The sequence below is a fragment of the Verminephrobacter aporrectodeae subsp. tuberculatae At4 genome (assembly GCF_000193225.1).
Lineage (GTDB): Bacteria > Pseudomonadota > Gammaproteobacteria > Burkholderiales > Burkholderiaceae_C > Acidovorax > Acidovorax aporrectodeae.
Window position 1 is genome coordinate 1 of the sequence record NZ_AFAL01000484.1, and the last position, 3,547, is coordinate 3,547.

The 3,547-nt window shown below is 66.6% G+C and carries 2 protein-coding genes and 1 pseudogene; all 3 read right to left on the reverse strand.

Features of this window, described 5'->3' with window-relative positions; genetic code table 11:
- Positions 1 to 624, reverse strand: a pseudogene (locus tag VTU_RS30770) (Ig-like domain-containing protein); the annotation flags it as partial.
- Entirely contained in the window at positions 573 to 1,796 is a 1,224-nt protein-coding gene (locus tag VTU_RS30775; protein ID WP_322835865.1) for an Ig-like domain-containing protein, read from the reverse strand. The pseudogene VTU_RS30770 and the gene VTU_RS30775, both read right to left, overlap by 52 nt.
- Before the next feature lie 42 nt (positions 1,797 to 1,838).
- Positions 1,839 to 3,547: Ig-like domain-containing protein (locus VTU_RS27650; protein ID WP_010105884.1), on the reverse strand; the 1,709-nt coding region annotated here is incomplete at its 5' end.

Below are 3,547 nucleotides of genomic sequence, written 5' to 3' on the forward strand. Positions count from 1 at the left end.
CAGGTTGGACAGCGTCGCGTAACCGCTCACGCTCAGGTCGGCGATGCGGAAGCTGTCGGTCGCGATGGCTTCGGCGAAGCGGATGGTGACGGTGGTGCTCTCGCCCATGATCAGTTTGTCGTCGCCGATCGTGATCGGGTTGGTCGCTGCGAGCGTGGGGCGGTTGGTGGTGGTGGGCTGTCCCTCGGTGTTGACCGTGTAGTTGGCGCTGATGGCGGTGCCGGTACCGGAGCGGCCTGCCATGTTGGCTACGCCGGCCAAGTTGACGCTGATGGTGTTGGTCGCGTCGCTGACGTTGGCCTTGGGTGTGAAGGTGGCGATCCAGATTTGGTTGCCGGTGGTCCTGAGCGCGCCGAGCGTGCCGGTGTTGGTGTCGAGCACGACGTCATCCATCGTGAAGCCGAGGACCACTTGGTTGAAAGTGAAGGTGACGGTCGTCGTTTCGCCCGTGGTGAGCGCGGTATCGGTCAGTGTGATCGTTGCGGCAATTGGCGCGGTGTTCACGATGAAGCTGTCGCTGGTGGCGCTGCCGGTGCCGGCGGTGCCTGCGGCGTCGGTCACGCCCGCGAGGTTCACGCGGATGGTGTTGCTCTCGGCGATGACGCCCGCCGTGGGCGTGAAGGTGGCCGTCCAGGTTCGGCCGTCGGCGCTGCATACGAGGTCGCTGAGCGTGCCGTTGGCATGGGTCGGAAGCCGTTGACGGGTTTGTTGAAGGCGATGATGACGGTCGCCTTTTCTCCCGTCGTGAGGCGGTCATCGGTCAGTGTGACGCGTGCGCTCAGGCCGGATGTCTGGCCCGTGCTGCCGGGCCGGGTGTCAATGCTGTAGTTGCTGCTGAAGGAGGTGCCCGACGTATTCCCCGCCAAGTCCGTCACGCCGTTGAAGTTGACGCCGATGCTGTTGGTGGCAGCGTTGATATTCACTGTGGGCGTGAAGGTGGCGGTCCAAGTCCTGCCGTCTCCGAGGGCGGTTAGCGGACCCAGCGTGCCCTGGGTCCTTGACAGGTCGATGTTGTTGGCGGTGAAGCCGGTGACGGGCTCGCTGAAGCTGATGGTGACGGTGGTGGTTTCGCCCGCGGTGAGGGCGCTGTCGCCCAGCGTGACGACGGCGCTGGGCTCGAGGGTGTCGATGTCGTAGGTGACCGTGGAGACGACCTGGCCCACACCGGCGTTGCCTGTGGGGTTGGTCACGCCGGCGAGGTTGACGCGGATCTGGTTGCCCGTTGAGTTGTGGTTGAGGGAGTAGCCGAAGGGGAAATCAGCCCACCCCGGAGCCGTCAGCGTGACCGTCCAGGTGGTGCCGCCGTCGGTGCTTTGCAGGTTGGTCAGCTTCGCGTAACCGCCCACGCTCAGGTCGGAGGTGCTGAAGCTGTTGGTCGCGATGGCTTCGGCAAAGCGGATGGTGACGGTGGTGCTCGCGCCAATGCCCAGTTTGTTGTTGCCGATCGTGATCGGGTTGGTCGCTGCGAGCGTGGGGCGCTGGGTGCCCCCGGTGTTCGTGGTCTCGCCCGCGCGGAGGCCGGGGGTGGCGTGCGAATCGATGCTCATGGTGTTTTGGGAGTGGGATGGGGGGTGGCCGGGGTTGGGCAGTGCCTGGCCCTGTGGACAGGGGATGCAGGGGGGCAGCGCCTGTTCGTGGTCTTGTCCGAATGTCGCTTGGGCCCTGGTGTCCCCTGCCGCAAGGGGCGCTGCGGCGCAGCCAAGGGAGCGGCCTTGGCGCTGCTGCGGGTGCAGATCGCCTACATGACTGCGGGCATGCTGTGGTGGCGAATCAGGCCAGAACCGTGCAGGCGCCATGGTGGTTCTTTTCCGGATGCAGGCCCGATTCGGGGGCGGGCCTCAGAGCCAGAACTCGCCATGCGCCACGTTGGAGGCCTGCCCCACGATGGACAGCGGCATTTGCGCTGCGGCGCCGGGGGCGGTGATGACGCCGTTGGCCTGGCCGTCGGCGTCGAACGGTCCGCCATCGGTGATTTCAAAGTCCAGCCGCAGTCGCCCGCCTTCGCTCACCATCTTGCCGCCGTGGGGCGCGCTGCTCAGGTTGGTCCAAGTGCCGGTGCTGTCTTTCACCCAGTAGCCGTTGACGCCCAGCGCGGGGTCCAGATACAGGCTGAACTTCTCGCTGCTGTGGCCTGGGGCCAGCCTCGCCTCGAAGCGGAGCAGCCCGAGGGGCATTTCCATCCCCGGGGGTAATTGGGCGGGGACGTCCTTTTGCTCCAGGCGGGTGATGCGGGCACCGCTGTGCGGGTCCAGCTTGCCGTTCTGGCTGCCTGCTACCAGGGTCACGGAGGTGCTGGTTGCGCTTTCTCCGGTGGAGCGGACTTTGAAACTGGTCGATCCCACTGCCGCTTGCGTGCTGTCCTGGACGCCGTCTCCGTTGCCGTCGCCGGGGGCTGCGCCAGAGGGGCCGGAGAGGAAGGGGGGCGGGTTTTCGAGGCTGTCGGGAATGCTGTCGCCGTCCGTGTCCTTGGTGTCCTTGTACGTCGGGCCTTCCGGGGCCGATGGGCTCGGGCTTGAAGCTGGACTTGGGCTCGGACTTGGAGCCGGGCTCGGTGGCGCGGGTGTGCGGTTGTCCACCGGCATGGCCGCGAAACTGGCCGCGTCGTTGCCGGCTATGTCCTGTATGGCGTCGGCATCGTTGCCGGTCGTCGGGTCGGTGTAGGCGACGCTCACTGCCTGGCCGTTGGTGACCGTGGTGGTCAGCGTCAGGCTGACGGTCTTTTCCTGCGCATTTACCGCGATGGCGGTGACGGCGGTGAGTACGTTATCGGCGCGCACCGTGAAGGCCGTGATGGGCGGGATATGCGTTGCGTCCAGGCTGCTTCCTTCGGTGTAGCGCAGCACCAGCTGGATGGCGTTCACCGTGGCGCTGGCGAGCACCGGGGCCCGGGTGTCGATCTGGTAGCTGGGGCCATGGGCGTGGCCGGTGCCGGCGCGGCCTGCGGTGTTGCGCACGCCCGCCAAGTTCACGCCGATGGTGTTGTTGCTGTTCTCGACGCCTGCCGTGGGCGTGAAGGTCGCTGTCCAGGTTCTTCTGGCCTGGTCATTCGTCGTGGGGTCGGTCAAGGTGCCGTTGGCATCGCTGAGCACGACGTCGTCGCGCGTGAAGCCGGTGACGGGCTCGTTGAAGACAAAGGTGACGGTGGTGGTTTCGCCCACGGTCAGATGGGTGTCGGCCAGCGTGATCGTGGCGGTCGGGCCGGTGGTGTCCGTCCGGGTGTCCACGGAGTAGTTGGCGCTGACCATGCTGCCGGTCCCGGCGATGCCCGCGTCGTTGGTCACCCCGGCGAGGTTCACGCGGATGGTATTCGTCGGAGCGCTGACGTTGGCCGTGGGCGTGAAGGTCGCTGTCCAGACCGTGCGCTCGGCGTTGGCCGTGGGCCAACTCAGCGTGCCGTTGGGGCACACGATGTCGCTGGCGTCAAAGCCGTTGACGGGCTCGTTGAAGCGGAAGGTGACGGTCGTGGTCTCGCCCGCGGTGAGCGCGCTGTCGGCCAACGTGATGCTCGCCGTGATGCTCGCCGTGGGGCGCGTGGTATCGACGGAGT